The following is a 26,432-nucleotide window of genomic DNA, read 5'->3' as shown; positions in this document are numbered from 1 at the left end:
TTGCGCGCGACATGTCCTTCGCAGCGAACAAGGGCTTGACCTTGCGCCGGCACGATTTTCGGACGATGCCTTCATGCCGGAAACTAGGAAGTCAAACTTGCGCGAGGATGAATGGCGCCGCCGCCATCGGTGATCGCGCTCAGCTCTACTCCAGCAGAATGAGGATCTTGCTTGCAGCCGTGTTGAGGATCGAGATCGCTTCGACGGCCATCTGCTTTTGGGTTTCAATCGCCTTCTGGCGGATCGAAGCCTCATCCATATCGGTATCGACGAGCGCGCCGACGCTCTTGTCTATCGAATCCGACAGATCGGCCGCGTAGTCGATCTGATCGTCGATACGCGTCTTCATCACACCGATGGAGGCGGCCGTCGTCGTCAGCGAGGAGAACAGCGCGTCGGTCACATCGAGCATATCGACAAGCTGGGCGTCGGTAGTGTTCTCGTCGATCGCGATCTCGCTGCCAGTCGCCGGCGTGGTCGAACCGGCGTCCAGCAGGTAATAGTTCCGCGGTCCGGTGCCGCTGTTGTTGATCGCCTGAGCATCAATCGCCTTGGTGAACAGGCCACCGCTCGCATTGTTCTTGTCGATGAGGATGGTCTGCGACGAAGGGAAGTCGATCGTCTGGGCCTGGTATTCGCCCGTCGAGGCCCGCACGAAGCCCGAAATGACCGACCATGTCGGCGGCGCGGCCTTGTCACTGTTGAGCAACCAGTTCTCGCCTGCAAACGACGTCGATTCGACGACGCTCTTCAGCTGCTCCTTATATTCGCTGATCTCGGCATTGATCTTGTCCTTGTCGGTGCCGGGCTCTCTTGCCGCAACCAGCTTGGCGCGGATCTGGCTAACGAGATCGATCGCCGAATTCATCGCCGTGTAGGTCGCATCCACCTTGGCAGCGCCGAGACCGAGCGCATCGCCGATCGTGCCTAGATTGGTGCTGTCCGAGCGCATGACGGTGGCGACCGACCAGTAGGAGGCATCGTCTGCGGCCGTCTCGATCCGATAGCCCGAAGAAACTTGCTGCTGGGTCTGACTGGCTTCTTTGTTGATGCTGCGCAGCACCGCAAGTGCATTCACCGCGGCCGCGCTGGTAATCTTAACGGTCATCGACAGGTCTCGGAATAAGATGAAAGGGCAGGCCGGATTGCCGGCGGCGACAGAAGTGGCCTCATGCCTCCGGCGAAATTTTCACCGGCGCGTCGCAAAAGCAAATCAACTCAAGACGACGTTAACTCGATATCAACTTGTTGGGCAAGAGCGGCGGCGCGAGTGCGACACGCGGATTGGCTCGCAAGTGAAGCTATTGATATCAAACAAAGAACCGCGCCGTTTCGGGCGCGGTCCGGAAGATTTCCTGCTTGCGGCCGAACGGCGGCGCAAGATTCGGTCCAGCTTCAGCGGCTGATTTAGCTGCGGAACAGCGTCAGGATGTTCTGCGCGCTGGAGTTGGCGATCGACAGCGACTGGATCGCCAGCTGCTGCTGGGTTTGCAACGCCGTCAGCTTGCTCGATTCCTCTTCCATGTCGGCATCGACGAGGCGGCCGACGCCCGAGTCGATCGAATCGCTGAGGGCTCCGACGAAGTTTTCCTGCAATTCGATACGGGTGGAAATCGAACCGAGCTGCGAGGCAGCCTTGGTCATTGCTTCAAGGCCGGCCTCAATTGACGTCAGCGCCATGGAGATCTCCGCCGAACCGAAGGTGCTGATGTCCATAGAGTAGATCGAACCGATCGTGCCGTAGGACGTGCCGATGATGCCGGAGGTCGTCTCGATCGAACCAACCGAGTTCATGCCAAAGAGAACGTTGCCCACAGATGTCGTGTCCAGGACGTAGTCCGTCGTCTTGACCGAAACATTGCCATTGCCATCGCGGACGAAAGTGGAAACGACGCTCTTGGTGCCATCAGCGCCGGCCACCCAGTTTTCGCCGGAGAAAGACGCCGATTGCGCAATGCTCAGGAGCTGCTGCTGCAGTTGGCCAATTTCTTCCTGGACCTTGGTCTTGTCCACACCCTTTTCCGTCGCGGCGACGATCTTCGCCTTGATCTCGCTGATCACGTCGATGGCGCTGTCCATGGCGGAGTAAGCCGTATCGACCTTTGCGGCGCCGAGCCCGAGAGCGTCGGAAACGGCGGAGAGAGCCTTGTTATCCGAGCGCATGGTGGTTGCGATCGACCAGTAAGCGGCGTTGTCGGACGCCTTTTCGACGCGGTAACCCGATGATACGCGGTTCTGCGTGCCTTCCAGACTATCGTTAATTCCGCGCAGAGTCTGAAGAGCGGCCATGGCCGCAACGTTCGTCAAAATGCTGGTCATGAAATGATTGCCCCTCGTTGGCAAATGGGAAAAAGGGACATTCCGGAATGTTACCGGGAACGGGGATCAGCCTCATGCCTGTTAACCGCTTCTTCACTTTGGTTAACTCGCCGTCTCGTTGGCCTGAGAAGACAGCATTATGGTTAATCAACAGTTAACGAAAACAAAAAAGCCGCGCTCCCATCGAAGCGCGGCTCGATTCCGAGATGCCCGCCGGAGACCGGCGGGCCGATGTTTTCGGCTGACTATTAGCCGCGGAACAGCGTGAGAATGGTCTGCGAAGAGGAGTTCGCGATCGACAGCGACTGGACGGCCAGCTGCTGCTGGGTCTGCAAGGCGCTGAGCTTGGAGGATTCTTCTTCCATATCGGCGTCGACGAGACGACCAACACCGGAGTCGATCGAGTCGCTGAGCGCGGAGACGAAGTTTTCCTGCAGTTCGATGCGCTTGGAGATCGAGCCGAGCGCGGCGCCGGCGCTGGTCATGGCCTTCAGAGCCGATTCGACGTTGGTCAGGGCGTTCTGGATATCACCGAGGGTGAAGTTGGTGATGTCCATCGCGTAGACGGAACCGACCGTACCGTTCGAGGTGCCGAGGATACCCGTGGAGGTTTCAACCGCGCCGTTGCTCATGCCGAACAGAACGTTGCCCAGCGAACCGCTCGAGAGAACGTAGTCGGTCATCACCACCGAAACAGCGTTGGAGCCGTCGCGGACGAAGGAGGCGACGACGTTCTTGGTGCCGTCGGCGCCGGCAACCCAGTTTTCACCGGAGAAGGAAGCCGACTGAGCAATGCTCAGCAACTGCTGCTGCAGCTGACCGATTTCTTCCTGGACCTTTGACTTGTCGACGCCGTTTTCAGTCGCGGCAACGAGCTTGGCCTTGATGTCGCCGACCACGTCGATGGCGCTGTCCATGGCGGAATAAGCGGTGTCGACCTTGGCGGCGCCGAGGCCGAGGGCGTCGGAAACAGCGGACAGAGCCTTGTTGTCCGAACGCATCGTGGTAGCGATCGACCAGTAGGCAGCGTTGTCGGCAGCCTTGCCGACGCGATAACCGGACGACACGTGCGACTGCGTTGTCTGGAGACCCTGATTGATGCCGCGGAGAGTCTGGAGAGCTGCCATTGCAGCGTTATTGGTGTTGATGCTCGTCATAGTTTGCTTGCCCCTTGTTGGCAGATTTTAAGAAGGGACATTCCGGATTTTCGACCGGCCCACAGCGATCAGCATCATGCCTGTTAACCATCTCTGTTAGGGTTAACTCGCCGTTTCGATGGGCCTAGAAAACAGCAAGATGGTTAAGGAAAGCTAAATCAAAATTGAAAATAACGTAAAAATATCTGACACTTAGAAAGATTTTCATTAACCTTATATTAAAACATTTCGCGGCCGGGAATGACCCGGCCGCGAAACTTGGAAGCCTGTAATGACCGGTCTTAGCGGAACAGCGACAGGATGTTCTGCGAAGAGGAGTTCGCGATCGACAGCGACTGGATCGCCAGCTGCTGCTGGGTCTGCAAGGCGCTGAGCTTGGAGGATTCTTCTTCCATGTCGGCGTCGACGAGACGGCCGACACCGGAGTCGATCGAGTCGCTGAGCGCGTTGACGAAGTCGTCCTGGTTGTCGATGCGCTTGGAGAGCGAGCCGAGAGCAGCGCCGGCGCTGGTCATCGCCTTCAGAGCCGTTTCAACGTTGGTCAGAGCCGTCTGGATCTGGCCGGAGGTGAAGTTGGTGATGTCCATCGAGTAGATCGAGCCGACCGTACCAGTCGAAGTACCGAGGATACCCGTGGAGGTTTCGACGATGCCGCCGCTCATGCCGAACAGGACGTTGCCTGTGGTGCTGCTATCCAGAGCGTAGTCGGTCGTGGTAACCGAAACAGCGTTGGAGCCGTCACGGACGAAGGACGAAACGACGCTCACGGTACCCGTAGCCCCGGCAACCCAGTTTTCGCCGTTGAAGGAAGCCGACTGAGCGATGCTCAGGAGCTGCTGCTGCAGCTGACCGATTTCTTCCTGGACCTTGGCTTTGTCGACGCCGTTTTCAGTCGCGGCGACCAGCTTGGCCTTGATGTCGCCGACGACGTCGATGGCGCTGTCCATTGCGGTGTAAGCGGTGTCGACCTTGGCAGCACCCATGCCGAGTGCGTCGGAAACGGCGGAGAGAGCCTTGTTGTCCGAACGCATGGTCGTTGCGATCGACCAGTAAGCAGCGTTGTCGGAGGCCTTTTCAACGCGGTAACCGGATGAAACGTGGTTCTGCGTCTGGTTGAGGCCCTTGTTCACGCTGCGCAGCGTCTGAAGAGCGGCCTGTGCGGAAGAATTCGTGTTAATGCTTGTCATAAATCTGTCCCCTGGAAACTAGATACAAAAAGGAGGACATACCGGACTGTAATACCGGCGATGACGGACCAGCTTCATGCTACTCGGCGCCTGCTTGTTTGGCCCAAACCCGTCATGTCCAGGGCAATCTCGCAGCCAATGCTTGCCAACTTCTTAAAGATGAGGGTCCCGCGCCTGCTGCTCGAACCGCATAGTTAATGCCCCCTCACGCGTCGTAGTTAATGCCTGCTGAATACACCATTCAGATTCGCCGCGGGCGGCAAGGGTTCTCTCCGAAAAGCGGACTTCCCCGGGGCGGACCTTCATTAACCCACCGGTTTCAAGCAAGCTTCGAATGCCAGTGTGGCAGATGCCGGGATCGCATCATCGGATCGATTCTCCGTTCGGGGAGGACTGTCCGTGCGCGTGTCGGCGACCGACAGTCATGCCAGAACATTTCCTCACGGAGTTGGGTTTTGAACAGCAAAGTTTCGTTCTCTGCGGCGTCCAGGGATTACCAGATGGGCCGCTACACACAGTCCCTGGCAACGCTCAACCAGCTCATGGATATCCAGCAGGACGGCAAGACCTATGCTCTGCTGGCCAAGAACCTCGTGCAGCTCGGGTTCAAGGCCGATGCCGCGAAAGCATATGGGCTTGCTGCCGGCTGTGAGGGACCGAATTCCTACGAATACGCCAAGCAGGCGGCCAAGCTGCATTACGAGACCGGCAACGAGGACGAGGCGCTGCTGATCGCGATGCGAAATCTGACCAAGGCACAGGAAGACGCCGAGCTTGCCTTCATCATCACCGCGATCTACCTGAAACGGCAGCAACGGGATATTATCCGCCCGTTCAAGACAGTGCTCTCGCAGAGCTCCAATCCGGATCACTTGCGCTTGGCGGCCATGCTCCTGAGCGACGACCTGAACGACGCAACCAACCAGAACCTGTCGCGCAACCTCTTCAAGCGTTTTCCCGGAAATCTGGCAATCCGTTTCCTCTATCTCGTCTTCGCCCGCGAATTCAATGATTTCGAAGAGGCCGCCAAACATCAGGCAGTGATCGATGATGGCCTCGCAAAAGGCGACGTCGAAATCCTGCGCAAGGACAACCCGTTCTATCACCTACACTGGTGCGGCAACGAGAATTTCAATCGGTATGCCACGATCGGAACCACACCGCTCAATCCCGAACGGGTGGCCTTCCGCCGCAACCAGCCGCACACGTGGTCTGACAAGATCCGGATCGGCTACATGTCCTCGGACTTCTGGGACCGACATGCGACAATGAAGCTGTTGCAGCGCATCCTGGAACTGCACGACAAGGACCGGTTCGAGGTGGCGCTCTTCTGCCACACAGGCCCCGAATACCTGAAGCACAACGACACCGACCGCAGCCGCTGGGGCAGGATCGTCGACGTTCACGGCTTCTCCGACCAGGCGATGCTGGAAGCGGTGCGAGAGCATAATATCGATATCATGGTCGATCTGAAGGGTCATACGTCAGGCAGCCGCGCGACGGCTTTCAACCTGCCGCTCGCACCGGTGCATGTCGGATGGCTCGGTTTTCCCGGAAGCACCGTCAACATCGATCTCGACTATGTCATCGGCGACCACTCCGTGCTCCCGGATATCGCCAAGCCGTTCTACCACGAGAAATTCTGCCGGCTGCCGGAAAGTTACCAGCCGAACGATCCGATGCATCGTCCGAAGCCGCGTCCGGTCACCCGCGAGGAGCTCGGCCTGCCGGAAGAGGCCTTCATCTTCGCCTCCTTCAACGGCAACCGCAAGATCACGCCTGATGTGGTCAACAGCTGGTGCCGGATCCTCAAACGGGCGCCGAACAGCGTGCTGTGGCTGATGGCCAATTCACCGCGCAACCAGGCGAACCTGCTGAAACATTTTCAGACCGCCGGCATTTCGCCCAAGCGCATCATCTTCTGCCCGCGCGCGCCCTACGAAGACCACATCAGCCGCCAGCAAGCTGCCGATCTCGGCATCGACACCTTCCCGGTCAACGGCCACACCACCACTTCAGAGCAGCTCTGGGGCGGCCTGCCGGTTTTGACCGTCAAGGGCACCAACTTCGCCTCGCGCGTCAGCGAAAGCCTGCTCAGGGCGATCGATCTGCCTGATCTCGTCGCCGCCGACCTCCAGGCTTATGAGGACCTTGCCGTCGAACTGGCGCAGAACCCGGGACGGATCGCCGAATACAAGGCACACCTCAAGGAGAGGCGCTATATCGCGCCGCTCTTCGACGCCGAACGCTTCTGCCATCACCTCGAACAGGCCTATGAAATCATGGCAGAGCGCGCCAAGCAGGGTCTCGCACCCGACCACATGGATATTGCGGCGCTGCCGCCGCGCACGGCACCGTTCGCGGCCGAGTGATGTTTTCCGAGACGGAATACCCGCTGAAGCGATCCTATTCGCCTCAGTGGGTATTTACCTCTTTGCGATCAGTTCACGCCCGATGCGTTTCGGCGGCTCTCTGCGCAGAACGATGGTCGTCGTGACCGAGCCATAGCGCGCAATGGCATCGACGATGCTTTCAAGGTCGCCCGGCGTGGGAACAATGACTTTCAGGTGAAAACAATCCTCTCCTGTCAGCCTTAGAACCTCAATGATCTGCGGCATCTCGGAAAAATGCTTCAAGCATGTCTTGATATGCTCGTGCGTGGTGCGCAGGCGAATGACGGCCATCATGCCAAGCCCAACTGCGGCGGGGTCGATGACGGCTCTGTACGCCTCGATGATACCGCGTTCTTCAAGCCGTTTGAGACGCTCCGACGTGGCCGGCTGGGAAAGACCGACTTTCCTTCCGAGCTCGGAGACGCTGATGCGTCCATCATCCTGCAAGACTTCGATGATGGCGATGTCAGTTGGATCAAGATCTGGACTACTATCGATGCGCTTTGCCATCAACCTTCAATCTATCGGATTATCCGGTACTTTTCCGATAGATGCCAATTTGGTTCGCAGGTGTAAACCGCCATACTTCCGCTGAAACGAAGAAGAGGCGAGATATGACCGAATTCATTCATTTGCCGGGCATCGGCGATTCCGGAAACACTCACTGGCAGAGCCTTTGGGAGAATGCCAATCCAGCCATACGCCGTTTTGCACCGACGAGCTGGGATCAGCCGGATCTTTCCGACTGGATCGAAGCCTTGGAGCAAGCGGTGCGCAGAGCGAAAACGCCACCTGTTCTCGTGGCGCATAGCCTCTCCTGCCTGCTTGTAGCACATTGGCATCAGCGGACCCTTTTGCCGATCAAGGGAGCGTTCCTCGCCGCCGTGCCAGACCCTCTTTCCCCGAGCTTTCCTGCGGACGCTGCAGGCTTTGCAGATGTGCCGCCGGCGCAGTTCGGCTTTCCATCGCTGATCGTCGCAAGCACCAGCGATCCCTATGGTTCGCTGCCCTACGCCGAAACGCGAGCAAAGCAATGGGGTAGCGAGTTGAAAATCATCGGCGCTGCCGGCCACATCAATGGCCAAAGCGATCTGGGTGACTGGCCGGAAGGTCTGGCATTGCTGATGGATTTCGTGAGCCGCGCGTAGCAGGCACCGCTCGATCGAGGAACCGAAGTTCCTCATCGCCGCAGCCGATCAGCTGAACGAGCGTACCAGGCTGCCGACGAGCAGGTTCCAGCCGTCGATCAGTACGAAGAAGAGAATCTTGAAAGGCAGCGAGATCGAAGTCGGCGGCAGCATCATCATGCCCATCGCCATGGTGATGGTTGCGACGATGAGGTCGATGACGAGGAACGGCAGCACGACGAGAAAGCCGATCTCGAAACCGCGGCGGATCTCGGAAATCATGAAGGCCGGGATCAGCACGCGGTAGTCGATCGGATCTGATGTCTGGATATTCTGGCCGCGTTCACGCGCCAGATCGACGAAGAGCGCCAGATCCTTGTCGCGGGTATTGGCCGCCATGAAGGTGCGGAAGGGTTCGGCGATGCGCTGGACCGCCTCAGTCTCGTTGATCTGGTTGGCAAGCAGCGGCTGCACGCCGTTCTGCCAAGCCTGATCGAAGGTCGGCGACATGACGTAGAAGGTCATGAACAGCGACAGCGACAGGAGGATCATGTTGGAAGGCGTCGAGGAGAGGCCCATCCCTGAGCGCAGGATCGAGAAGGCGATGACGAAGCGCGGGAAGCTCGTCACCATGATCAGGATGCCCGGCGCGACCGAAAGAACGGTCAGCAGGCCGAAGGTGCGGATGATCCAGGCGGCGACGGAGCCATCGACCGGCACATTCAATAAATCGGTCGGCAGCTGCTGTGCCACCGCCAGTTCCGGTACCGCCATCATGGCGGCAAGGAAAACTATGAAACGAATCATTCGATGACAAAGGTCCTGAACATGACCTTCGATACCCGCCCTTGCGAGCGAAGGTCAACACGTTCCTGGATGTCATCCTTGAGATATTGAAAGCCCCGCGGCCCCTCGATCTGCTGCAGGGAAACCGTTCTGATATAGGCGAGGATATCCTGGTGAATGTCCTCGGCGACCTTGACGTCGGACGGCCCGTTGAACAGCAGCGCGACTTCGAGTCGGACCCAGTTTTCCGAAGGGTAGGCGAGGTTCGATGTAATCGGCTCGAGCTGGACGACGTTGTTGGCCTCGGTCGAGATGCGCGCCAGACCTTCCTCGGCCTTCTTCTTGGCATCGGCTTCCTTGGCCTGCTCTACCTCCTTGGCGCCCTTGATTTCGGGCGCGACAATCGTGCCGACCGCCCAGCCGCCGCCGGCGCCGAGGAGCGTCAGGACGGCGACGCCGATGATCGTCATCAACGGGCCGGATTTCTTCTTCGATTGACCTGCGCTTACATCTTCGTCTGCCATCGTCGTTCGGCCTCAAAGCGGCGAGAAAAGATCGACGGCCTGCTGGCCGCGCGGAGGCTGCTGCACTTCCATCAAGCGACCGCGGCCGCCATAGGAGATGCGGGCTTCGGCGATCTTGTCGTAGGAGATCTGGTTGTCGGCGTTGACGTCCTGCGGACGCACGATACCGGCGACGTTCAGGATGCGCAGCTCCTGGTTCAGACGGACTTCCTGCGAACCCGAGATGACGAGGTTACCGTTTTCGAGAATGCCGGTGACGACGGCCGCAACGAGAAGGGTGAGCTTGTCGGTGCGCTCGATCTTGCCCTTGCCGTCGGTGCTGGTGTCGGAGCCATAGGTCAGATCGGTCTTGGATTCGGGCGTCCAGCCGAAGATCTGAGCATTGACGTCCCAGTTCATGCCGCTCGAATTTTTGCGGCTGCGGTTGGTCTCGTTGTCGAAGGAGGCCTTGTCGTTGATCTGGATGTCGACGGTCAGGATGTCGCCGACGTTCAACGCGCGTGCATCCTTGAAGAGCGCGGCCTGCGAATCGCTCCAGAGCGAATAGCCCTGCGCCACGGCGCGCGGCTGCTTCGGATAGAGCGCCATCTGCGGGGTCTGGCCGTAGGCGAGGCCGCTGCCGATCGGGCTCATGGCGGGCGCACGGCCGATCTCGCTGACTGCCGTCGGGGACTGGCAGCCCGCAAGGAGTGCGAGGGCGGCGATCGCGGCCGGGAAACGCATGTTCATGAAGGATCCTTCGACGTATTGGGATCGGACGCACTGGCGATGACGCTGGCGATGGCCGCGGCCTTCTTCGAGTCCATCTCGTTGAGGATGAGGCTCGACTGGCGCGGGCCGAGCCGCATGATCACGGCCGACGCCACTTCGATGTTCATATCCTGCAGCTGCAGTGCCGCCGCATCCGGCTTCATCTTCTTGTAAATATCGGTGAGGCCGGCTTCCGCCTGCTTCAGGAAATCGTCGCGCCGCTTCAGCCAGTCCTGATATTCGGCCTTGCGCTTGTCCATCTCTTCCATGCGAGCGTCGATGTCGGCGCGGAGCCTTTCCAGCTCCTGTTTCTGCAGCAGGTAGCGCTGGTCGCGGGCCGGATCGGCGATGTTCGTGCAGAATTGCTTGATCTCGTCCTGAGACGTGATGTCTCCCTCCGGATGCTCCTGTGCGAAGGCGCCCGGGATCGACAGAAGGACGAGGCCGGCTGCCGGCAGCGCCAGGCGGCGCAGCAGCTGCAGCACGGTCATGTCAGGATTGAGGATCGTCATCATTGCAGCACAAGCTCCGCCTGCAGGGCGCCTGCCGATTTGATGCCCTGGAGAATGGCGATGATCCCATCCGGTTTCACGCCGATATTGTTGAGGCCGGCAACAAGGGTCCTAAGATCGGGACCGTCGATGATGGCAACGCGCCCGCCGGTCTGCTCGGCCGCGATATCGGTCTGCGGCTGGACGGCGGTTCGCCCGCGCGAGAAGGGTTCGGGCTGGATGATCTGCGGCGTCTCGGTGACCTGAACCGTCAGAGTGCCGTAGCTGACGGCGACCGGCGAGACGCGGACATCGGAGCCGATGACGATCGTTCCGGTGCGCTCGTTGATAACCACCTTGGCCGGCGTATCGGTTTCGACGATGAGGTTTTCGACGTCGGCCATCAGCCGGGTGAGATCGGCGGTGCGCGGTTTCTGGATCACCACTTCCTGCGAATCCTTGGCTTCGGCGACCGGGCCGCCGAAGCGCGCGGAGGCATAGCCATTGACGATGTCGGCAATGCGGATGGCCGTCGAGAAGTCGGGATTGCGCAGCTGCAGGACGAGATTGACCGAATCCTTGAAGTGGGATGGCAGTTCGCGTTCGATGATCGCGCCGCCGGGCACGCGGCCGGCGGTGGTGACGCCTTCGGTCACCGTCGCCGCCTGGCCCTGCGCCTGAAAGCCGGAGACGATAACGGAGCCCTGGGCGACAGCGTAGATCTGGCCGTCGGCGCCGGAAAGCGAGGTCATGACGAGCGTGCCGCCACGCAACGAGGTCGCATCGCCGAGCGAACTCACCGTAACATCGAGACGGCTGCCGGGGCTTGCAAAGGGCGGCAGGTTGGCGGTGACCATCACGGCCGCGGTGTTCTTCGCGTTGGACTGGCCGCCCTGTGTCGAAATGCCGAGATTCTGGAGCATTGCCCGCATCGACTGCTCGGTGAAGGGCGAGGAACGGAAGCCGTCGCCGGTTCCCTGCAGGCCGACGATGAGGCCGTACCCGATCAGCTGGTTATCGCGGCCGGCCTGAAGCGAAGCGATATCCTTGATGCGGGACGTCAGCGCCCAGGCGGGCGCCACCTCGGCCAAACTCATGGCGACGACCGCAACAAAGGTGACGATACGGAAGAACAATTTCATTTCGCCCTCACATGGATCGTGCCGTCCGCAAGCACCGTGCCGCTGACGATGACGCCGGAATCCATATTACGTGCACGGACCACCTGCCCCGTCGCACCGTCTTCGAGCGGCGTGCCGGCGGCGGAGATCGTCATTGCGCCGAGAGAGAAGACCAGGCGGATCGAAGAGCCGCGCGTCACCGTATAGGGCTCGCGCAGAGCTGAAACCGAGATCGTGCGGCCCGGCAACAGCGTGCGTTTGGAAACCAGACCTTCGACCTGCGAAATCGATTTGGCATAATCACCGGCGAGGTTGGGGTTGGTGACCTCGACCTCCTGAAGCTGGCTGCCCGACAATGTGTCGCCGGGGTAGATGATCGTCGTCGGGACGACGGCATAACCCATGCCGGCATCCGCGTTCACGGGCAAGATGATGCCCGCGAGTGCGATCGTGGCTGCCGCCACCCATCCTGAGATGTGTCCTGCCCGGCAAAACATCATGTTTCGGCCCTTCCCTTTACTTCAGGTTCTTGCTGACGATGGAGGCCATTTCATCAGCTGTCGTGATCACCTTTGAATTCATTTCGTAAGCACGCTGAGCCGATATCAGCTCGGTGATTTCCTTCACCGGGTCGACGTTCGAGGATTCCAGATAACCCTGCTTCATATAGGCAAAACCTTCCTCGTCGGGGTTGCCGACGACCGCCTCGCCCGAGGCCGGCGTTTCCTGGAAGAGATTGTCGCCGATCGGCTGAAGACCCGCTTCGTTGACAAAATCGGCAAGCGTCAGCTGTCCAAGAACGGTCGGATCGGTCTGGCCCGGCAGCTTGGCCGAGACCTCGCCGGAGCGGCTGATGGTCAGTTCGGTCGATCCCTGAGGGATGGTGATCCCAGGCAGGACCTCATAGCCGTCGATGGTGACGAGCTGGCCCTGGTCGTTCTTGTTGAAAGCGCCGGCCCGGGTATAGAGCGTGGTGCCATCGGTCGACTGGATCTGGAAGAAGCCCTTGCCGATCAGCGCCACGTCGAGGTCGTTGCCGGTCTGCGTCAGTTCGCCCTGGAGATGCAGGTTGCGGACCGCGGAGGTCTGGACGCCGAGGCCGATATTGGCGCCTTCAGGAACAACGGCCTGGTTGGCCCGGTTGGCGACGCCCTTGGCGCGTTCGGTCTGGTAGAGAAGGTCGGTGAACTCGGCGCGGGCCCGCTTGAAGCCCGTCGTGTTGATGTTCGCAATATTGTTGGCGATGACTTCCAGATTGGTCTGCTGGGCATCCATGCCCGTTGCTGCGATGGCGAGCGCTCTCATGTGTTCGTCCTCAAATCAGTTACATCTGCATCTTGGTGACTTCGAGAAAGGCCGAAACGACCTTGTCGCGGATGGCAATCGCGGTCTGCAGCGTCTGCTCGGCCTGGAGCATGGAATCGACGACTTCACGGGTCGTCGCCGTGCCCTTGATGCCGGCGAAGGACATGCTTTCGGCACCCTTCAGGCTGCTGACCGCATCGGACGCCATGCCGCCCAGGACCGAGGCGAAGCTCAGGCCATTGGCAGCACCTGCGGTGCCCGGCATGGTCGTTGCGGCGGACGAGGCGGAATTTTCGGTGTCGACGGCGCCGAGTGCGCGGGTCATCGAAAGATTGCTGACATTCTGGACGCTGCTGATCATTGATTATTGGCTCTTCAGAAGATCGATCGTGGACGAGATGAGGTCGCGGGTCTGCTTGATGGTCTGCAGATTGGCATCATAGGAGCGATTGGCTTCACGCATGTCGGCCATCTCGACCAGGATGTTGACGTTCGGCAATTTGACGACGCCCTTGGCGTCCGCCGCCGGATTGCTGGGGTCGAACTCGGTGCTGAAGTCGCCTTCGTCGACGCCGACCTTCTTGACGTTGACGGTCTCGACACCGCTGGTGCGATCCATCTGCTGGCCGAAGGTGATCGTCTTGCGGCGATAGGGGTCGGCGCCGGGCGTGTCACCGGTCGAGCGGGCGTTGGCAATGTTTTCCGAGACGATGCGCAGGCGCGTCGATTGCGCCTCGAGCCCCGAACCGGCGATTTTCATAGCTGCGGAAAGCGGATCCATGACAATTACTTCCTGACGGTCATCAGCATCATGCGGTTGAAGGAGCTGACCAGCGAGGTGTTCAGATCGTACTGGCGCTTGATGTCACCCGACTTGGAAAGCTCCTCGGCCAAACCGACGGTGTTGCCGGATTCTTGAATGCCGATCTCCTGGTCGAGGGCCGCTTCCTTGACGTCGATATCGCCGCTGTCGCTGAAATCGTTGCCGCTGAAGTGCGCCGGATTGGTGCGCGCCATGGTGATGTCGGATCTGTCCAGCACGGCATCGAAGGGCGTGACGTCCTTGGCGCGGAATTTCGGCGTATTGGCATTCGCGATGTTGCCGGCAACAACCTGCTGACGGATCGTCAGCCATTCCGCCTGTCGCGAAGCCAAGTCGAAAAGTTGGATCGGTTGCATGAGAACTCTCCGTTTTTACTATCCGGAACCTAGAGCGGTAATCTTGCGTGGGACTTACGGGAATTCGGGCTTCGAGGCGCTTCGCCGAAGGCCGCCATAGAAAAGGGCTCCTGCCGGTTTGCGGCGGAGCCCCTCTTGTCTTCGGCCTTTGCGAAGAGGTTCAATCGTTCTTGTAGATATCGCCCTTGGAGGTGATGATCACCCATTTGCCCTCGCGCTGCTCGATCATCGCCAGGCGGCTTTCGTCGGGCAGGACCGAGCCGATGCGCACCACATACATGCCCGAGGGATCCTCGATCAGCGCCCGGCCGTTGGACACGTGCAGAAGGCGGAAGGAAGACTTGCCCGGGAAAGGCTGGTCTTCCAGCATCGCGCCGCCGTCACGCTGCTTGCCGAGATCGGAGACCGTCGCCGTCGTCAGCGGATCGACCGGCGGAGCCTTCTTGGTCGCCTCGTTCTTGTTGACCATGGCCAGCGGTGAGACGCTGAAGACGTTGCGGGCGGGCCAATCCGGCAGTTCGCGCGAATTGCTGCTGGTGGCGACATTGATGCCGAACTTGTCCGCATTGAAGAAAACGTACCAGGGGAAAAAGGCGGAGGCGCCGGCAAGCGCCAGGCCGGCGAAGGTGAGAAACCGATCCAGAGTGGCGGTCTTCTTGCGCTGCGTCAGGGAAGCGATGCGTTCATCGTCGAAATCAGCCACGACTATCTCCTCTGCATGGGTGCGCCCTGATTGCCCATGCCGGCCGCAGCCTTGAGCGCGCTGGCGAGATCGGCAAAAGCGTCGACCGAGTCGCGATCGCCTGGAGACTGTTTCAGGACGTCGTAAATGATGGGGACCTGCTTGACCGCCATGTCGAGATCGGGATCGGCGCCCTGGCGATAACCGCCGATCAGCCGCAGGTCCCTCGTTTCCTCAAAGCGGTGGATCAATACCTTCAAGCGCGACACCAGCTTTTCCTGATCCGGCGTCCAGGCCTTGCGGGCAAGACGCGAGATCGAGGCGAGCGGATCGATCGGAGGATAGCGCCCTTCTTCGGCGAGACTGCGCTGCAGGACGATATGGCCGTCGAGAATGCCGCGCGTCGAATCGGCGATCGGGTCGTTGTGGTTGTCGCCATCGACGAGGATCGAGATGATGGCGGTGATCGTGCCAGCGCCCTCCGGGCCAGGACCGGCGCGTTCGAGCAGGCGCGGCAGCTCGGTGAAGACAGAGGCGGGATAACCGCGGGCGATCGGCGGTTCGCCGGAGGCGGTGGCCACCTCGCGGATCGCATGGGCAAAACGGGTGACGCTGTCGACGATAAAGAGCACGTTCTCGCCCTTGTCGCGGAAATGCTCGGCAATGGTGACCGCCGTCAGCGGCGCCATCTTGCGCAGCATCGGGCTTTCGTCGCTGGTCGCGACGACGGCAATCGCCTTCTTCATATTGCTGCCGAGCGTATCCTCGATGAACTCGCGCACCTCGCGGCCGCGTTCGCCGACGAGCGCGATCACCACCTTGTCGAAGGCATCGGCGCGGGCAAGCATGGACAGAAGCGTCGACTTGCCGACGCCGGAGCCGGCAAAGATGCCGAGACGCTGGCCGAGGCAAAGCGGAGAGAAGATATCGATCGCGCGTACGCCGGTCTTGAAGCCCGTCGCCACGCGCTGGCGCGTCATCGAGGGTGGCGCGGTGTTGGAAATCGAGCGACGATCGAGTCCCGCGGCGATCGGACCCAGCCCGTCGATCGGCTCACAAAGCGAATTGACCGTGCGCCCGCACCAGCTGTCGGACGGCGAAATGCGGAAGGCGCCCTTGCGAATGACCGTGTCATGGATGCCGATCGGCTCACCCGGTTCGATCGGGCAGACATAGATCAGGTCCGGCTCGACACGCACGACCTCGCCGAGATGGATGCCGGTCGCCGATTTATGGGCGACGAATTCGCCGAGACGAACGTGACGGGAGAGACCGCGGACCGTGTAGTGGCCGGCAGCGATGGTCTGGACGCGACCGCCATGAGCGACGGCGAATTCCGGCGATGCGTATCGGTCGACGAGACCCGCCAGATGCACCAGCTTCGGGGAAAGACCGTCTTGGGACAGTAGCGTGGTGCTCATTGCTTAGCGGCTGCCCCCCAGCGTCTGTACGGCCTGCTTGAACGAATCCTCGCTGTCGCGCATCAGCGAGGAGATGCTTTCGAAGGCGCGGTTGACTTCGATCAGCTGAGTGATTTCGCGCATGGCGTTAACGTTGGAATTTTCCAGATAACCCTGCTCGACGCCGACATTGAAGCGGTCGACGACGGCGCGCGGCTGGTCGGTAGTCATGATGCCGCTGTTTTCGTAGCGCAGGTAACCCTTGCTGATATCGGCCTCGAACAGGCCAAGCGAGCCGACCTGGCGATCGCCCTGATAGATGATGCCATCGCTGCCGACCGCCGGCTCGCCCGCCTTCGTATCCAGCTGAATGGGCGCGCCGCCGGCATCGAGAACGGGATATCCCCGGATCGAGACGAGTTCGCCGGTTTCCTTGATCGTGAAACGCCCGTCCCTCGTAAGCACACGGCCGGCTGGCGTATCGAGCGCAAACCAGGCATCGCCCTTGATGGCGAAATCGAGCATGTTGCCGGTGTGCTGCAACTCGCCGTTCTCCTCGTTCAGGTAGTCATTGCCCTGGGAAACGAAGGCGACCTTGGTGTTCAGCTTGTTCTTGGTGGCCGCCACCATCTCGTCGAACTTCACCTCGGTGGCGCGAAAACCGGTGGTGTTCACGTTCGCCATGTTGTCGGCGATGGTGTTCAGGCGCTTTTCAAGCGCCATCTGCGACGACAGAGAAACGTAAAGACCGGATTGCATGTCTGTAAGCTCCAAGCATTGGCGATGAACGGTACGAAAAGCCGGGCGTCGTCTGATCTGGTTCGGCCGGAATTTCGCTGAGGCGGCATCTCAGAAACGGGCGCGAGCGCCCATTCGTCTCCTTTAGATTGGCGGCAGATGCTTGCGCGAAGCTGGCACGTGGAAATGCCCAGGACCGACCCTTTCATCAGCCTCACGCAAGGCAGAAACCCTATCCGTCTCGAAGAAAAGCAACGTTCAGATTGGGCTGACGATGAACATCATTATCGGATTTATTGTTGTCTGCGGCTGCATCGTCGGCAGCTTCATGGCGATGGGCGGCGAAGTGGATGCGCTGTTCCAGCCCTTCGAATTTCTCATCATCGGCGGCGCCGGCCTCGGCAGCTTCATCATGGCGAACCCGATGAAGGTGGTGAAGGATTCCGGCAAGGCGCTTGCAGAGGCCTTCAAGCACGCCGTGCCGAAGGAGCGCAATTATCTCGATACGCTCGGCGTACTCTACTCGCTGATGCGCGACCTGCGCACCAAGTCGCGAAACGAAATCGAAGCCCATATCGACAATCCTGCCGAATCGACGATCTTCCAGCAGGCTCCGACGGTTCTGAAGAACAAGGAACTGACGGCCTTCATCTGCGATTACGTCCGCCTGATCATTATCGGCAACGCGCGCAGCCACGAAATCGAGGCGCTGATGGACGAAGAGCTCAACACCATCATGCACGACAAAATGAAGCCCTACCACGCGATCCAGATCATGGGCGACTCTTTCCCGGCGATCGGTATCGTCGCGGCCGTTCTCGGCGTCATCAAGGCGATGGCCCACATCAACGATTCGCCCGAGGTGCTCGGCCATCTGATCGGTTCGGCGCTCGTCGGCACCTTCCTCGGCATTCTCCTGTCCTATTGCGTCTGCTCGCCGCTGGTCTCTCAGATCAAGGTCGTCCGCAACAAGCAGCATCGCCTCTACGTCATCGTCAAGCAGACGCTGCTTGCCTATATGAACGGCTCGGTGCCCCAGGTCGCTCTCGAATACGGCCGCAAGACCATCTCGGCCTACGAACGTCCTTCCATCGATGCAGTCGAACAGGAAATGATGAACCCAGGCGGCGAGAACAAGGCGGCTTAAATGACCATGAGCGATGCTTCGCATGACAAACCGGCAATGGATCCCGCCCTTCTCGCCAAGCTGACCGGCGGGCTCGGAGACAGAGGCAGGGTCGCCAAGATCTGCAGCGCCTTCGGGGATGTCTACAGCGAGTTCTTTCCCGACGTCATCAAAAGCGAGACCGGCCTCGACGTGACCGTCAGCTATCTCGGCTGCGAAATCGGCTACAAGAACCACCTGGTGGACGACCTCAGCCACAACGTCACGCTCGTCGACGCGACGCTGCGCAACTGGTCTCAGAACGTCGCGCTTGCCTGCGGCAACGGTTTCATCATTACGCTGATGGAACACCTGCTCGGTGCCACCGCCGATACGATCGAGGAGCCGGCCGAGCGGCTGCTCTCGGTCATCGAACTCGATCTGGCGGTCATGGTCTTCGACAAGATCGCCAAGGTGCTGCGCTCGGCGGTGAATGCACCGGGTGGTTTCGAGCCCAGTCTTTCGGCCCCGCACGCTCATGACGCCCGCCCCCGGCCGGCGGAGGACAAGCCGGACGAATTCGCTGCCGCCATCAATATGTCGATCACGCTCGCCGGCATTGTTTCGGAATTCTCACTGATCATTCCACAGACGGCGCTGCTGAAGACCAAGGTGACGCCGCCGAAGCCGAAGCGTCAGGCTGCCGGCGCCTCGCCTGAATGGACCGAACAGCTCGGCGACCAGGTGCGCCGCTCGCATGTCACGCTCGAGGCCAGGATCAGGCTGCAGGATCTGACGCTGCGGACGATATCGAAGCTGATGGTCGGCGACGTCATCCCCTTCCGCGACAGCGGCGACGTGCGCGTCGAGGTCAGCGCCAACAGCAAGGAATTGTATGTCTGCGAGTTCGGCCGCTCAGGCGAAAACTACATGGTTCGCGTCAAGGATACGATGAACTCGGATGACGAACTCATCCGTCATTTAATGAATTGATCGGTTCTCTGGCTTCTGGGCTGCAACGGCAGTTTGAGGCAAGTTTCAACTGGAATAGTGATTTCATGGCAACGAAGAAAACACAGCAGAACAGTGACCTCTCCCTGGATATGCCGGGCAGCGAAGCCGATCTCGACCAGGCGATCGACGATCTGCGCGGCGTGCTGAAGAAGGATGCCGATAGCGACCTGTCGCAGTTTGGCGGCGAGCTGGAGAATGACGGCTTCGCGGCAGGAACGGATCTGGCCGCCTTCGGTGGCGAGATTTCGGATTCCCCTTTCGGCGGCGATGATTTCGGCGGCGATTTCGGCGCCGGCAATGCCAGCCCGGCTGCAGGCATGGATTTCGGCGGCAGCTCTTCGTTCGAGGCGTCATCGGCGCCGCTCGGCAGCGCGCTGACCTCGAACTTCGAGCTGATCATGGACATTCCGATCGATGTCCAGATCATGCTCGGCACCAGCCGGATGCAGGTCTCCAGCCTGATGAACCTCAACGAAGGAGCGACGATCGCTCTCGACAAGAGAATCGGCGAACCCGTCGAGATCATGGTGAACGGCCGCAGAATTGCACGCGGCGAGATTACGGTTCTTGATAACGACGACACCCGGTTCGGCGTGAAGCTGATAGAAGTTTTGAGTACGAAAAAAGCCTGATCCCTGTGGGGACGGAGAGGTTAGACCATGATGGACTTTGACGATTTCGGCGGCGCGCTAGCCGGGAAACCGTTGACCCAGGCTGAAAAGGCGGCGGCGGTCCTTCTCGCCATGGGAAAGGGTGTCGCCGGCCGGCTGTTGAAATATTTCACCCAGGCCGAGCTGCAGACTATTATCGCATCTGCCCAGTCGCTGCGCGCCATTCCGCCGGACGAGCTCCTGTCGCTCGTCTCCGAGTTCGAGGACCTCTTTACCGAGGGCGCCGGACTGATGGACAATGCCAAAGCGATCGAGGCCATTCTGGAAGAAGGCCTGACCCCCGACGAGGTGGACAGCCTGCTCGGCCGCCGCACGGCCTTCCAGGCCTACGAGACCTCGATCTGGGATCGCCTCAGCGAAGCCGAGCCGGCATTCGTCGCACAGTTCCTGCTGCGCGAACATCCGCAGACCGTCGCCTATATCCTTTCGATGATGCCCTCCTCCTTCGGCGCCAAGGTGCTGCTGCAGCTTCCCGACAACCGCCGCGCCGACATCATGAACCGGACGGTCAATATGAAGGCCGTCAGCCCGAAGGCGGCGCAGATCATCGAGAACCAGGTGATGACGCTGCTTGCCGAAATCGAGGCAGAGCGCAACGCTGCCGGCTCGACGAAGGTCGCCGATCTCATGAACGAGCTCGACAAGCCGCAGGTCGACACGCTGCTCACCTCGCTCGAATCGATCAGCCGCGAATCGGTCAACAAGGTTCGGCCGAAGATCTTCCTCTTCGAGGACCTTATGTATATGCCGCAGCGCAGCCGCGTCCTGCTGCTCAACGACATTTCGACCGACGTGCTCACCGTATCGTTGCGCGGCTCGCCGGCCGAGATTCGCGAATCGGTTCTGTCCGCCATCAGTCCGCGCCAGCGCCGCATGATCGAATCGGATCTGCAGAGCGGCATGGGCGGCGTCAATCCGCGTGAGATCGCGATTGCGCGCCGTGCCGTGGCGCAGGAAGCGATTCGCCTGGCCAACTCAGGCCAGATCGAGCTCAAGGAGAAAGAAGGCGAAGCTTCGGCCGCCGCCTGACCTTCTGAGACTGTTGACAAATCCGGCCGGCAAACAGCCCGCTGTTGATCGCCGCGCCACAGGCGACTACCCTTCATCGATAGGCCGCGCTCTATGGCGTGTCGCAGAACACTCGGTTTCTGCGGCGCGCCTCAGGTTTTTGTTTTGACGCATCTCGTCATCCCAAAATCGCTGCCCGGTTCGGGGTGGCATGCATGAGCTGCGGCCTGTTTTTTGACGGAGGGCCGCGACTTGGCAGATGATGACAAGGACAGCAAAACAGAAGCCCCGACCGCGAAAAAGCAAACGGATGCCGCGGAAAAAGGCAATGTGCCGTTTTCGCGCGAGCTGTCGATCTTCGCGACCATGCTCGCCACTTTCATCTATCTGGTGTTCTTCCTTCCCGATAGCGTCGGCCGCATGGGCGAAACGCTGCGCGACATTTTCGAGCAGCCCGACCAATGGAAAATCGAGACGGGCCCGGACATTCTGGCGCTCTTCGTCCGGCTCGGCTGGGCGAGCGCGGCGCTGCTGGCACCCGCCTTCATCCTGTTCATGGTCTTCGGCATCGCCTCCTCGATATTCCAGAACCTGCCGACGCCTGTGCTCGAACGGATCAGGCCGCAGGCCTCTCGCATCTCTCCGGTCAAGGGCTGGTCACGGCTCTTCAGCCTGCCCGGCCTCGTCGAGTTCGGAAAGTCACTGTTCAAGGTCGTCGTCGTCGGGGTCGTCCTGTTCTTCGTGCTCAGGAGCGAATATTTCGGCTCGATCGACGCCATGTTCTCCGATCCGCAGACCATCCTCGTGCGGATGATGACGGCGATGCGCAAGATCATCATCGTCATGCTGATCGCCACCGCGATCGTGGCGATCGCCGATCTTTTCTGGACGCGCCATCACTGGTTCACCGAACTCAAGATGACGCGCCACGAGGTGAAGGAAGAAAACAAGCAGGCGCAGGGCGACCCCTTCGTCAAAAGCCGGCAGCGCTCGCTGATGCGCGACCGCGCCCGCCGGCGCATGATCGCCAACGTGCACCGCGCCACGCTTGTCATCGCCAACCCGACGCACTACGCCGTGGCGTTGCGCTATGCGCGTGAAGAGAACGACGCGCCGGTGGTTCTGGCCAAGGGCCAGGACCTGATTGCGCTCAAAATCAGGGAGATCGCCGAGCAGAACGGCATCCCGGTGTTCGAGGAGCCGCCGCTCGCGCGCTCCATGTTTGCGCAAGTCTCGGTCGATAGTGTCATACCGTCAGTCTTCTATAAGGCCGTTGCGGAGCTCATACACAGGGTTTACGCCGCAGACGCCAAGAACAAACGGGTAAGATAAGCCGAATGAAAAAATGCCCTCACTCTGCCCAGCGTGAAAAGATCCTCGCAGACGCGATCAGCCCGGTCGCCACCGAACTGCGCCTTCTGGATGCCTCTGACCTCATTTCACTGCTGCGCTTCGAGTATTACGGCAATCTGGCCGATCTCGTCGCTTCAGCGGCGGAGCTTTTCTTTCATCCGGGCACGGTCAATTTCGGCCTCGGCGGAAACTATACGCTGGAATGGGGCGGCAAGCCCGAAGTCGTTCTCGACCTGGAAATCAAGCCGCGCGGCGTCACCGTCTATGCCCAGCTCACCCTTGCCGACAATCATGCCGGCATCGAAATCAACCACATCGCCTTCGAGGACCCCTCCTCCGATCCCGACGAGAACACGGCCTTTCTGGAAAAGAGCCTTCGGCGATCCCGCTACAGCGTGAAACCGCCGCATGCGCTCGCCAGCTGATTTGCCTCAGGGCAATTTCGCCGTCTTACAAGAAGAGTGCAAGGCGCCGGTTCAGCTAATGTAGCCGAGCCGGATCGCCTTGGCGATCGCCTGGATGCGATTGACGGAATCGAGCTTGATGGTCGCCGAGCCGAGATAGGCATTGACCGTGTGCACGGACAGGCCGAGCTTTTCGGCGATCTCTTCGCTGATGCGGCCATCGCCGGCAAGCTGGAGACAGGCGATTTCTCGTTCGCTCAGCGCTTCGGCGGCGGCCGAGCGGCGTTCGTCGAGCGAGAGCAGATCCATCATGACGTGGCAGCAGCGACCATGCAGCTCGACGATCGTATCGCTTGAAGGATCGATATCATCGCCGGTGAAAAGGATGAAGCCATTGCCGAGGGCGCCGAGCCGCACCGGGAAGGCAAGGCCGGAGAAAGGCAGAATTCCATCCTTCAGGCGCGTCATGAAGGGCGAGAAATCCGCCGGACCGGGAGCCGCCCGGTCATGAGCGCCGGCCCATGAAACCGGCAGCAGCGACTTTTCGATATGATCAAGAAGAATATCGCCATAGGCATCCGTGAAGGCCTTGGCAAAACCGGCATTCGAAGGTCCCCAGTTCTCGAGCTCACAGACAAGGCGCTGCTTTGCCGGCAGTCCCGAGCCGCTGACACGGTAGATCGCGAAGCCTTGCGCGTCAGCGAGCTTCTGCATCGCGATCAGCCGCGGATAAAGATCCGAACGGCTGGAAATCCTGTTCACCCTAACCATGCGCAGCGGATCGGCGCCGTTCATCGCCCTGCTTGATGGATGTGCCATGGATTCCCCTATACGAGATTGTTGCGGACCGCGAAGGCAATGGCCTCCGACCGGGTCTTGGTCGCCGTCTTGCGCATCACGCTGGTGATGTAATTGTTGATGGTATTGCGGGATATTCCGAGAATCATCGCGATCTCATCGCTGGTCTTGCCCTCGGCGATCCAGAACAGGCATTCCAGCTCGCGGTCAGTCAGTTCGAAATCGCGGTCGACCTTTGCGCCGCCGCAGCGAAGGAAGCTTGCGACGTAGCCGGCAAGCAGTCCCACATCCCGCAGGCGCTCCGGCGACAGGATGAAGCCTTCGCCGAACAGGAACATCAAGGCGAGCCGCGAGCGGCCGACATTGAAGGTCAATGAGCAATATTGGCGGCTGGCACCCTCCGGCACATCGGCGCCTTCGGGCAGAAGCGCGAAATTCGGCTGGAAAACCTGCATGCATTTTTCCAGCTCGGTCGAACGGGCATAGGTGCTGACGAGATCATTGACGACTTCCTTGACCAGATCGAAGGGCCAGTCGGAGGAAACGATGAAATCCAGGCCGCTTTCCTGGATGAGATCACAACGCGCCAGAAGATAGTGCGAGGCACCGACATATTCCGTCAGTGCACGCAGGCCGGACTGCAACCTGCCAGTGCTGGCGACCCCGTGCAGGCGCTGGATCAGCTCGTCACGCGGCAACAGAGCCGGCGCCACTGCGCTTGCGAAACTCATCATCTGCCTCTCGCCTTTGCTCGCCAGAGCTATGTTCATATCCATCGGCAACGTCCTGCGGCTGAGAAGCGATCACACTCGGTGCAACTGCACTTTTTCTGCAAAGGATTCAATTCGGTCCCGCTCGAATCCTATTTCGAATCACCTAAGGGTAAGCCAGCCGATGTAAAGTACCATCTCCGACTTCTAGGGATTTACTTTCGCCGCCGTCCATGCCTTGATTCGAATGCCGATTATGCCCCTCGACATATATAGGCGAGGCTAAGGTGATTCTGGCTGTGCCGCAACGTTATTCGCGTTTTACGCGAGTGAACCGCACAGTTTAATTCGCCTCTGCTGAAGCCCGCCGTGACCCTTGAGGCCCAGCCGGCGCCTTGCCGGGATCGACACTGTTCCGTTGCCCGACAAAGCCTGGCGCCGACACGAAAAGGGCCGGTTTCCCGGCCCTTTCTCATGCTGCGTCGTCGATCGCCCATTTCCTGAGGATTTTGGCGGCGCGCTCCTCGTTGATCTCGACCATGCGGGCAAGCTTTCGTTCCGGGCCCTCCTTGACGCGGCGGTTGAAGTTGCCGTCGTCGTCGCCGAGGCTGAGCAGATCCTCGGTGCTGTCGAAGCCGAAGTCGGATCCGAAGCCGTCCATGAGAGCGCCTCCGGGCGCTCCTGCCGCAGGTGCGAAGTCCGGGAGTTCGAGACCAGCCGCTTCGGGCGTGGCGTCGCCGATAACCGCGCCGTTGCCGCTGACGCTGCGTACCAGCGGCCGCAGCCCCATCCAGACCACCACGAAGGCGACCGCGACGAAGGCGAGGGAGTTGATGATGCCGGCAAGGTTGCGGCTCAGCATATCCATGACGCGGACACCGCCGGTGGCGTCTTCCAGCAGCTGGTTCTCGAGGAAGTCCATCGCCGTGACGGTGACGACGTCGCCGCGCTTGGCGTCGATGCCGGCCGCCGATGCGACGATCTTCTGCATTTCGGCGAGATAAGCGTCGATCTTGGCCTGGTCGGCGGGCTCGCCGACCATCTTGGCGATGCGGCCCTTGTTGACCACGACGGCGATCGAAAGCTTCTCGACCTGATAGCTATTGCGGGTCGTCGCCGTCGTCTTGCTGTTGATTTCGTAGTTGGTCTGCTCTTCGCGCTTATCCGACTTGTCCTGTGATTCCGGGCCGCCGGAGCCGCCGGCATCAGGGGCCGCCTGGGGAATGTTCTGTTCGACAGTCGTCGCGTTGTCGGACTGCCTCTGCTGCGACTGCTGGGCTTCCTTCGTCGAACGAACCGAACGTTCGACCTTGGATTCGGGATCGTAAACCGTCTCCTGGATCTGTTGAGCATCGGTGTTGAGGTCGGCGGTGACGCTAGAGCGGAAGTTGTCCATGCCGAGGAAAGGCGCTAAGGCCTTGTCGATGTTGGATTCGACTTCCTGCTGAACATTCTGGACGATGTCGAGCGAACGGTTCAGCGAGCTGTTGCTCGCTTCGTCGCCGGACGCGAGCAGCTGGCCGGCAGAATCAAGAATCGTGACGTCATCGACATCAAGCCCCGGCACGGCCGAGGCGACGAGGTGACGGATCGAGGTCGCCGCGCCGCGCCCGGTGGCGGCGCTGGCGCGAATCATCACGGAGGCGGTCGGTTTCTGCTCCGCCTTCCGGAAGTTTCCGACCTCCGGCATGACGATATGGACGCGCGCGGCCGTTATGCCCGAGATCGACTGGATGGTGCGTGCGATTTCGCCTTCCAGCGCTCGAACCCGCGTCACTTCCTGCATGAAGGAGGTCAGGCCGAGGGAGCCGACGTTGTCGAAGAGTTCATAGCCGGCATTGGCGCTGTTCGGCAGACCACGCTCGGCAAGCATCAGGCGGGCCTTGCCGGTCATGCCAGCCGGAACCGTGATGCTGGCGCCGTCCGTGCCGACCTGGAAATTGATGTTGGCTTCGGCAAGCGCCATGCTGATCTGGTTGAGATCGGGAGCGTCGAGACCGACATAGAGAGTTTCTTGGGCCGGTTTGTTGACGAAAAGGGCAGCCGCAAGGATGATTGCGATGGAAACGACGCCGACGCCTCCGAGAATCATCAGGCGTGTCCGGCCCAGGGCACCAAAGTTCTTAAAGATCTGAACTAATTGATTTAACAGATTCATTCTGTTCTCGCACGATCCGTCAAAGACAAAGGAGGCTTATTGCCTCATCCGA

30 protein-coding genes are annotated in these 26,432 nt (G+C 60.2%); 9 read left to right on the top strand and 21 right to left on the bottom strand.

Annotation, left to right across the window (positions count from 1 at the left end; all coding sequences use genetic code 11):
• Positions 1-145: 145 nt before the first annotated feature.
• Positions 146-1,108 carry a flagellin gene (locus Tal182_RS03625; protein ID WP_064805905.1) on the bottom strand — a complete coding sequence of 321 codons (963 nt, stop codon included), beginning with the start codon at positions 1,106-1,108 and terminating at the stop codon, positions 146-148.
• Positions 1,109-1,127: 19 nt separating this feature from the next.
• Between Tal182_RS03625 and Tal182_RS32090 the strand changes: the two genes are divergently transcribed.
• Positions 1,128-1,406, top strand: a complete 279-nt coding sequence (locus Tal182_RS32090) for a hypothetical protein (protein ID WP_164517755.1) — start codon at positions 1,128-1,130, stop codon at positions 1,404-1,406.
• A 1-nt stretch (position 1,407) separates the two neighbouring features.
• Here the strand turns inward: Tal182_RS32090 and Tal182_RS03620 are convergent, their stop codons facing one another.
• The 3 genes from Tal182_RS03620 to Tal182_RS03610 form a co-directional block, all read right to left on the bottom strand.
• Positions 1,408-2,319, bottom strand: a complete 912-nt coding sequence (locus Tal182_RS03620; protein WP_064800689.1) for a flagellin — start codon at positions 2,317-2,319, stop codon at positions 1,408-1,410.
• A 248-nt stretch (positions 2,320-2,567) separates the two neighbouring features.
• A complete protein-coding gene (locus tag Tal182_RS03615; RefSeq protein WP_064800688.1) occupies positions 2,568-3,476 on the bottom strand; it encodes a flagellin in 909 nt (302 codons plus the stop codon).
• 281 nt (positions 3,477-3,757) lie between these two features.
• The gene (locus Tal182_RS03610) at positions 3,758-4,663 is read right to left on the bottom strand and encodes a flagellin (protein ID WP_064800687.1); all 906 of its coding nucleotides are present in this window, start codon (positions 4,661-4,663) and stop codon (positions 3,758-3,760) included.
• 455 nt (positions 4,664-5,118) lie between these two features.
• Between Tal182_RS03610 and Tal182_RS03605 the strand changes: the two genes are divergently transcribed.
• A complete protein-coding gene (locus tag Tal182_RS03605; RefSeq protein WP_085858088.1) occupies positions 5,119-7,035 on the top strand; it encodes a glycosyl transferase in 1,917 nt (638 codons plus the stop codon).
• 54 nt (positions 7,036-7,089) lie between these two features.
• On the opposite strand, the gene Tal182_RS03600 is transcribed toward Tal182_RS03605, so the two are convergent.
• On the bottom strand, positions 7,090-7,566 hold the full coding sequence (locus tag Tal182_RS03600; RefSeq protein WP_085858087.1) for an Lrp/AsnC family transcriptional regulator: 477 nt from the start codon (positions 7,564-7,566) through the stop codon (positions 7,090-7,092).
• A 104-nt stretch (positions 7,567-7,670) separates the two neighbouring features.
• On the opposite strand from Tal182_RS03600, the gene Tal182_RS03595 reads away from it, so the two are divergent.
• Positions 7,671-8,204 carry an alpha/beta hydrolase gene (locus tag Tal182_RS03595; protein WP_085858086.1) on the top strand — a complete coding sequence of 178 codons (534 nt, stop codon included), beginning with the start codon at positions 7,671-7,673 and terminating at the stop codon, positions 8,202-8,204.
• A gap of 48 nt (positions 8,205-8,252) precedes the next feature.
• On the opposite strand, the gene fliP is transcribed toward Tal182_RS03595, so the two are convergent.
• From fliP to flgF, 13 genes are all read right to left on the bottom strand, one after another.
• On the bottom strand, positions 8,253-8,990 hold the full coding sequence (gene fliP / locus Tal182_RS03590; RefSeq protein WP_064800683.1) for a flagellar type III secretion system pore protein FliP: 738 nt from the start codon (positions 8,988-8,990) through the stop codon (positions 8,253-8,255).
• On the bottom strand, positions 8,987-9,493 hold the full coding sequence (locus Tal182_RS03585) for a flagellar basal body-associated FliL family protein (RefSeq protein ID WP_085858085.1): 507 nt from the start codon (positions 9,491-9,493) through the stop codon (positions 8,987-8,989). The genes fliP and Tal182_RS03585 overlap by 4 nt, the downstream gene beginning before the upstream one ends.
• 12 nt (positions 9,494-9,505) lie before the next feature.
• Positions 9,506-10,222, bottom strand: a complete 717-nt coding sequence (flgH, locus tag Tal182_RS03580; protein WP_064800681.1) for a flagellar basal body L-ring protein FlgH — start codon at positions 10,220-10,222, stop codon at positions 9,506-9,508.
• Complete coding sequence (locus tag Tal182_RS03575) at positions 10,219-10,758, bottom strand: MotE family protein (RefSeq protein ID WP_085776957.1); 540 nt, start codon at positions 10,756-10,758, stop codon at positions 10,219-10,221. Before Tal182_RS03575 ends, flgH begins: the two co-directional genes overlap by 4 nt.
• Positions 10,755-11,876: a flagellar basal body P-ring protein FlgI gene (locus tag Tal182_RS03570; RefSeq protein ID WP_064800679.1), complete on the bottom strand. Its 1,122-nt coding sequence runs from the start codon at positions 11,874-11,876 to the stop codon at positions 10,755-10,757. Before Tal182_RS03570 ends, Tal182_RS03575 begins: the two co-directional genes overlap by 4 nt.
• Positions 11,873-12,355, bottom strand: a complete 483-nt coding sequence (gene flgA, locus Tal182_RS03565; protein ID WP_064800678.1) for a flagellar basal body P-ring formation chaperone FlgA — start codon at positions 12,353-12,355, stop codon at positions 11,873-11,875. The genes Tal182_RS03570 and flgA overlap by 4 nt, the downstream gene beginning before the upstream one ends.
• A gap of 16 nt (positions 12,356-12,371) precedes the next feature.
• Positions 12,372-13,160, bottom strand: coding sequence for a flagellar basal-body rod protein FlgG (flgG, locus tag Tal182_RS03560; protein ID WP_011424026.1), 789 nt, complete (start codon positions 13,158-13,160; stop codon positions 12,372-12,374).
• A 19-nt stretch (positions 13,161-13,179) separates the two neighbouring features.
• Entirely contained in the window at positions 13,180-13,521 is a 342-nt protein-coding gene (locus Tal182_RS03555; RefSeq protein ID WP_064800677.1) for a flagellar hook-basal body complex protein FliE, read from the bottom strand.
• Positions 13,522-13,524: 3 nt separating this feature from the next.
• Positions 13,525-13,941: a flagellar basal body rod protein FlgC gene (gene flgC / locus Tal182_RS03550; RefSeq protein ID WP_064693821.1), complete on the bottom strand. Its 417-nt coding sequence runs from the start codon at positions 13,939-13,941 to the stop codon at positions 13,525-13,527.
• A gap of 5 nt (positions 13,942-13,946) precedes the next feature.
• Positions 13,947-14,339, bottom strand: a complete 393-nt coding sequence (gene flgB, locus Tal182_RS03545) for a flagellar basal body rod protein FlgB (RefSeq protein ID WP_011424023.1) — start codon at positions 14,337-14,339, stop codon at positions 13,947-13,949.
• Positions 14,340-14,499: 160 nt separating this feature from the next.
• Positions 14,500-15,042 carry a hypothetical protein gene (locus tag Tal182_RS03540; RefSeq protein ID WP_064800676.1) on the bottom strand — a complete coding sequence of 181 codons (543 nt, stop codon included), beginning with the start codon at positions 15,040-15,042 and terminating at the stop codon, positions 14,500-14,502.
• 2 nt (positions 15,043-15,044) lie between these two features.
• Positions 15,045-16,442, bottom strand: coding sequence for a flagellar protein export ATPase FliI (gene fliI / locus Tal182_RS03535; RefSeq protein WP_085858084.1), 1,398 nt, complete (start codon positions 16,440-16,442; stop codon positions 15,045-15,047).
• A 3-nt stretch (positions 16,443-16,445) separates the two neighbouring features.
• Positions 16,446-17,180: a flagellar basal-body rod protein FlgF gene (flgF, locus tag Tal182_RS03530; RefSeq protein ID WP_064800674.1), complete on the bottom strand. Its 735-nt coding sequence runs from the start codon at positions 17,178-17,180 to the stop codon at positions 16,446-16,448.
• A 253-nt stretch (positions 17,181-17,433) separates the two neighbouring features.
• Here flgF and motA point away from each other — a divergent pair, with 253 nt between their 5' ends.
• The 6 genes from motA (at position 17,434) to Tal182_RS03500 (ending at position 22,735) form a co-directional block, all read left to right on the top strand.
• A complete protein-coding gene (motA, locus tag Tal182_RS03525; RefSeq protein ID WP_020920386.1) occupies positions 17,434-18,306 on the top strand; it encodes a flagellar motor stator protein MotA in 873 nt (290 codons plus the stop codon).
• A complete protein-coding gene (locus tag Tal182_RS03520; RefSeq protein WP_085858083.1) occupies positions 18,307-19,257 on the top strand; it encodes a FliM/FliN family flagellar motor switch protein in 951 nt (316 codons plus the stop codon).
• A gap of 65 nt (positions 19,258-19,322) precedes the next feature.
• Positions 19,323-19,910: a flagellar motor switch protein FliN gene (gene fliN, locus Tal182_RS03515; RefSeq protein WP_085858082.1), complete on the top strand. Its 588-nt coding sequence runs from the start codon at positions 19,323-19,325 to the stop codon at positions 19,908-19,910.
• Between the two features lie 27 nt (positions 19,911-19,937).
• Positions 19,938-20,978 (top strand): flagellar motor switch protein FliG, encoded by a 1,041-nt coding sequence (fliG, locus tag Tal182_RS03510; RefSeq protein ID WP_064800671.1) that lies wholly within the window; start codon positions 19,938-19,940, stop codon positions 20,976-20,978.
• A gap of 231 nt (positions 20,979-21,209) precedes the next feature.
• Positions 21,210-22,289: a flagellar biosynthesis protein FlhB gene (gene flhB / locus Tal182_RS03505; RefSeq protein WP_085858081.1), complete on the top strand. Its 1,080-nt coding sequence runs from the start codon at positions 21,210-21,212 to the stop codon at positions 22,287-22,289.
• Between the two features lie 5 nt (positions 22,290-22,294).
• Positions 22,295-22,735 (top strand): hypothetical protein, encoded by a 441-nt coding sequence (locus Tal182_RS03500; protein WP_064800669.1) that lies wholly within the window; start codon positions 22,295-22,297, stop codon positions 22,733-22,735.
• A gap of 51 nt (positions 22,736-22,786) precedes the next feature.
• Here the strand turns inward: Tal182_RS03500 and Tal182_RS03495 are convergent, their stop codons facing one another.
• From Tal182_RS03495 to fliF, 3 genes are all read right to left on the bottom strand, one after another.
• Positions 22,787-23,533, bottom strand: a complete 747-nt coding sequence (locus tag Tal182_RS03495) for a helix-turn-helix transcriptional regulator (RefSeq protein WP_064800668.1) — start codon at positions 23,531-23,533, stop codon at positions 22,787-22,789.
• 8 nt (positions 23,534-23,541) lie between these two features.
• Positions 23,542-24,288 carry a helix-turn-helix transcriptional regulator gene (locus Tal182_RS03490; protein ID WP_085858080.1) on the bottom strand — a complete coding sequence of 249 codons (747 nt, stop codon included), beginning with the start codon at positions 24,286-24,288 and terminating at the stop codon, positions 23,542-23,544.
• Positions 24,289-24,694: 406 nt separating this feature from the next.
• Positions 24,695-26,380 carry a flagellar basal-body MS-ring/collar protein FliF gene (gene fliF, locus Tal182_RS03485; protein WP_085858079.1) on the bottom strand — a complete coding sequence of 562 codons (1,686 nt, stop codon included), beginning with the start codon at positions 26,378-26,380 and terminating at the stop codon, positions 24,695-24,697.
• Positions 26,381-26,432: the final 52 nt, after the last annotated feature.

The organism is Rhizobium sp. TAL182 (assembly GCF_002117725.1).
Classification (GTDB): Bacteria; Pseudomonadota; Alphaproteobacteria; order Rhizobiales; family Rhizobiaceae; genus Rhizobium; species Rhizobium esperanzae.
Note: the sequence above shows the minus strand (reverse complement) of the source record. Positions and strands in the feature narration are given on the sequence as shown.

Coding starts and splice junctions, on each gene's coding strand:
- Tal182_RS03625 (WP_064805905.1), bottom strand. CDS start 1,108: ATGACCGTTAAGATTACCAGCGCGGCCGCGGTGAATGCACTTGCGGTG.
- Tal182_RS32090 (WP_164517755.1), top strand. CDS start 1,128: ATGAAAGGGCAGGCCGGATTGCCGGCGGCGACAGAAGTGGCCTCATGC.
- Tal182_RS03620 (WP_064800689.1), bottom strand. CDS start 2,319: ATGACCAGCATTTTGACGAACGTTGCGGCCATGGCCGCTCTTCAGACT.
- Tal182_RS03615 (WP_064800688.1), bottom strand. CDS start 3,476: ATGACGAGCATCAACACCAATAACGCTGCAATGGCAGCTCTCCAGACT.
- Tal182_RS03610 (WP_064800687.1), bottom strand. CDS start 4,663: ATGACAAGCATTAACACGAATTCTTCCGCACAGGCCGCTCTTCAGACG.
- Tal182_RS03600 (WP_085858087.1), bottom strand. CDS start 7,566: ATGGCAAAGCGCATCGATAGTAGTCCAGATCTTGATCCAACTGACATC.
- Tal182_RS03595 (WP_085858086.1), top strand. CDS start 7,671: ATGACCGAATTCATTCATTTGCCGGGCATCGGCGATTCCGGAAACACT.
- fliP (WP_064800683.1), bottom strand. CDS start 8,990: ATGATTCGTTTCATAGTTTTCCTTGCCGCCATGATGGCGGTACCGGAA.
- Tal182_RS03585 (WP_085858085.1), bottom strand. CDS start 9,493: ATGGCAGACGAAGATGTAAGCGCAGGTCAATCGAAGAAGAAATCCGGC.
- flgH (WP_064800681.1), bottom strand. CDS start 10,222: ATGAACATGCGTTTCCCGGCCGCGATCGCCGCCCTCGCACTCCTTGCG.
- Tal182_RS03575 (WP_085776957.1), bottom strand. CDS start 10,758: ATGATGACGATCCTCAATCCTGACATGACCGTGCTGCAGCTGCTGCGC.
- Tal182_RS03570 (WP_064800679.1), bottom strand. CDS start 11,876: ATGAAATTGTTCTTCCGTATCGTCACCTTTGTTGCGGTCGTCGCCATG.
- flgA (WP_064800678.1), bottom strand. CDS start 12,355: ATGATGTTTTGCCGGGCAGGACACATCTCAGGATGGGTGGCGGCAGCC.
- flgG (WP_011424026.1), bottom strand. CDS start 13,160: ATGAGAGCGCTCGCCATCGCAGCAACGGGCATGGATGCCCAGCAGACC.
- Tal182_RS03555 (WP_064800677.1), bottom strand. CDS start 13,521: ATGATCAGCAGCGTCCAGAATGTCAGCAATCTTTCGATGACCCGCGCA.
- flgC (WP_064693821.1), bottom strand. CDS start 13,941: ATGGATCCGCTTTCCGCAGCTATGAAAATCGCCGGTTCGGGGCTCGAG.
- flgB (WP_011424023.1), bottom strand. CDS start 14,339: ATGCAACCGATCCAACTTTTCGACTTGGCTTCGCGACAGGCGGAATGG.
- fliI (WP_085858084.1), bottom strand. CDS start 16,442: ATGAGCACCACGCTACTGTCCCAAGACGGTCTTTCCCCGAAGCTGGTG.
- flgF (WP_064800674.1), bottom strand. CDS start 17,180: ATGCAATCCGGTCTTTACGTTTCTCTGTCGTCGCAGATGGCGCTTGAA.
- motA (WP_020920386.1), top strand. CDS start 17,434: ATGAACATCATTATCGGATTTATTGTTGTCTGCGGCTGCATCGTCGGC.
- Tal182_RS03520 (WP_085858083.1), top strand. CDS start 18,307: ATGACCATGAGCGATGCTTCGCATGACAAACCGGCAATGGATCCCGCC.
- fliN (WP_085858082.1), top strand. CDS start 19,323: ATGGCAACGAAGAAAACACAGCAGAACAGTGACCTCTCCCTGGATATG.
- fliG (WP_064800671.1), top strand. CDS start 19,938: ATGATGGACTTTGACGATTTCGGCGGCGCGCTAGCCGGGAAACCGTTG.
- Tal182_RS03500 (WP_064800669.1), top strand. CDS start 22,295: ATGAAAAAATGCCCTCACTCTGCCCAGCGTGAAAAGATCCTCGCAGAC.
- Tal182_RS03495 (WP_064800668.1), bottom strand. CDS start 23,533: ATGGCACATCCATCAAGCAGGGCGATGAACGGCGCCGATCCGCTGCGC.
- Tal182_RS03490 (WP_085858080.1), bottom strand. CDS start 24,288: ATGGATATGAACATAGCTCTGGCGAGCAAAGGCGAGAGGCAGATGATG.
- fliF (WP_085858079.1), bottom strand. CDS start 26,380: ATGAATCTGTTAAATCAATTAGTTCAGATCTTTAAGAACTTTGGTGCC.